General features: G+C 56.6%; 2 protein-coding genes and 1 pseudogene. All 3 read right to left on the reverse strand.

Going from position 1 to position 2,785, the window contains the following annotated elements; translation table 11 throughout:
* Positions 1-1,025 (reverse strand): annotated as a pseudogene (locus IEI94_RS05540) (RHS repeat protein); the annotation flags it as partial.
* A gap of 275 nt (positions 1,026-1,300) precedes the next feature.
* Positions 1,301-2,185 carry a tetratricopeptide repeat protein gene (locus IEI94_RS05550; protein WP_191166337.1) on the reverse strand — a complete coding sequence of 295 codons (885 nt, stop codon included), beginning with the start codon at positions 2,183-2,185 and terminating at the stop codon, positions 1,301-1,303.
* A gap of 9 nt (positions 2,186-2,194) precedes the next feature.
* Positions 2,195-2,785 (reverse strand): RHS repeat-associated core domain-containing protein (locus IEI94_RS05555; RefSeq protein WP_191166338.1); only part of this gene is annotated, 591 nt, incomplete at its 5' end.

Genomic DNA, 2,785 nt, shown 5'->3' on the forward strand with positions numbered 1-2,785 from the left:
GCGAGACGCCGGCCCAGGGCGTCGTAGCGGTAGCTGGCCTCCTGGGTGGTGCCCTGGGGGCTGGTGCGGGTCAGCCGCACCAGGCGGTTGGCAGCGTCGTAGCCGAGGCTCAAGCGGTCGCCGTTTGGCTGTTCACGCGCGATCAGGTTGCCGGCGCCATCATAGCGATAGCGGGTGCCATTGAGCTGGGTAATGCGGTTGTCGCGCTGGGCGGTGGCACCGCCTTCCAGGCGATTGCCGGCGGCGTCCACCGGGTAGCGCTGGGCGCTATCGCCGTGCTGGCTGGCGATCAGCCGCCCAGCCGGGTCGTAGGTGTAGGCGATAACCGGGCTACTGCCGCTCTGCCCGGCGCTGCGGAAGCTGAGCCGGCCGAGGGCATCGTAGCGGTAGTGCTGCTCATCCTTGGCGCTGCCGGGGCCGCGCAGGCTGAGATGGTCGAGCTGACCGAGCGCGGTATAGCCGCGTTCGAGGATCAACGGCTGGGGCTGGTCGGCGGTGCTCAGGCGGCGCTGGGTCTCGCGGTGCAGGGCGTCGGGCTCGAAGGCGATCTCGAACCTGAGGCCTGGGGCGCTCATGCCGTGCAGATGGCCGCTGCCGTAGGTGTGCCAGGCAAGCTCGGGCAGGTCGCCGAACTGACTGGCCTGGGGCGCGCCGGTGGCGGTGTAGCGCTGCTGCCACTGCCAGGCGGCGGCATCGCCCTGGGCGTGATGCTGCTGGCTTTCGCCCACTGGGCGACCCGCTGCGTCATAGGCCAGGCGAACCTCTCCATCGGCATTGCTGGCGCCGCTGAGCTGGCCATCGGCACGCCACAGGTAGCGTTCGATGCTGGCGTCGGCGTGTTCGGTGGCCGGCAGGTGGCGGGCGACCAGGCGTCCTGCCTGATCGTACTCATAGCGGGTCACCAGCGGCTGGCCGTCGGCGCCGCTGCGATGGGCCTCGCTGCGCTCGACAAGCTGGCCGGTAAGGTCGTAGGCATAGCGCTGTTCGCGACCGTCCGGGCCGGTCTCGCTGGCGAGTCGGTCCATGTCGTCATAGGTAAAGCGGTAGACGGCGCCGTTGGCCAGGATGAGAGACAGGTGGGGGAAGGCGCATCATGTCGTCAAGGCGTTGGAAGGATGACTAGCTATCCACGCTACCGCCAAGGAAGGGAGTGAGGTGCCTTCCCTAGCGGGTGAATTAGATACAGCGTAATGGCGATCACTTATATCCACTCGCGGAAAAGACACGAACACCTCGACAAGAAGCTCTACGTTCCCTGCGAGAATATCTTATCCAAGAAAAATCGACACCTAATCTTTCATCATTCAGCATTAACCGCATCAATAGCTACTTCTAGACCAGCTTCTGCCAGTTCCTCCAAGACAGCTTGAGCTTCTTCCAGCCCTTGTTGTGCAGCCATAGCGTACCACTTAACCGCTTCTTCGTAATCTTGGCTTACACCCCACCCATTCTCATACATTGCCCCCAAATTATACTGCGCTTGGTCATCGCCTTGCTCAGCAGCTCTATGAAACCACTCAGCCGCAATGCCATCATCTTGTGGTACTCCTTCCCCATTGAGATGCAGCACGCCCAGTTGATACTGGGAGGTTACCGAGCCCTGCTCAGCAGCCAATTTAAACCATTTGGCTGATTCTTCATAGTCAGCTGCAACTCCCGCACCATAGTAATACATATTACCAAGGTATTCTTGCGATTTAGCCAACCCTTGATTTGCTGACAACCGAAACCATTGCGCTGCCTCTGAATAATTAACGCCACCTGCTCTACCGTAAAAATACATCAGTCCTAAATTTTGCTGCGCCCCAGCCACACCTTCCTCAGCAGAGAGGCGGTACCACTTCATAGCCTCTTGGTAATTTTTTTCAACCCCTCTACCAACCTCGTACATCCATGCTAAATTATTCTGAGCAAGTGGATTCCCGAGTTCAGCAGAGCGTCTATACCATTCTGCTGCTTGCAAAAAATCTTGCGGCACCCCATGCCCTCTTAAATACATGCCTCCCAGTAAGCTCTGGGCCTCACTATCGCCTTCTTCAGCGAGGGAAAGAAATATATGTAGCGCAGTCGTAAACTCCTCTTCTTCATACGCGGCCTTTCCCTCTTCTAAAGCTTCAGAGTGCACTAGTGGCACAACGATATAAAGCCCAACAAAAAAAGATAAAAACAAAAACTTAGCCTTCACGATACACTCCTATCGGAAAAACATACCATAAGCACCTTGCTCAAGAGTCCTCCTGGCTTGCGCACCAGGATCATTTGGTATATCAAGCTGGCGGAGATCTAGTATCTCTTGCGGTACAGGGCCAGGCCAAACAGAAAAATCACTTATAACCTCTCCGCTTATCTCATCGACAAGGTTTCCGTTATTATTCATGCTTGAGCAGGCACCCTGCATTAGCGCCTGCTTACTAAAAGAGGCAAGCAAGCCAGCACTAGGCTGTTTTCTTAAAGCCGCAAACACTGTATTTCTAGCATCAACAGCACCTGAGTAATCAGCCATATCCAGCCAATCCTTAAGATCGCTCATACAGGATTCAATAATTTGATTGTTATTCCTAGGATCTAGCCCTCTCATTCCCATAAGAGTCCTGGAATCTGGCCTCATCCGCCTATCAACAATACCCTCCAACCCCAACGGATCCACCATCCCTGTCGGGTTGGTGACATAGCCGTACAGGTTGGTCCCACCGTTCAAGCCAATCGGATCCTGACTGATATATCGGCCCTGCTGCGGGTCATAGTAGCGGTGGCGGTTGTAGTAGAGCCCCGACTCTTCATCGTG

The sequence above is a fragment of the Halomonas sp. ML-15 genome (genome assembly GCF_014779595.1).
Classification (GTDB): Bacteria; Pseudomonadota; Gammaproteobacteria; order Pseudomonadales; family Halomonadaceae; genus Franzmannia.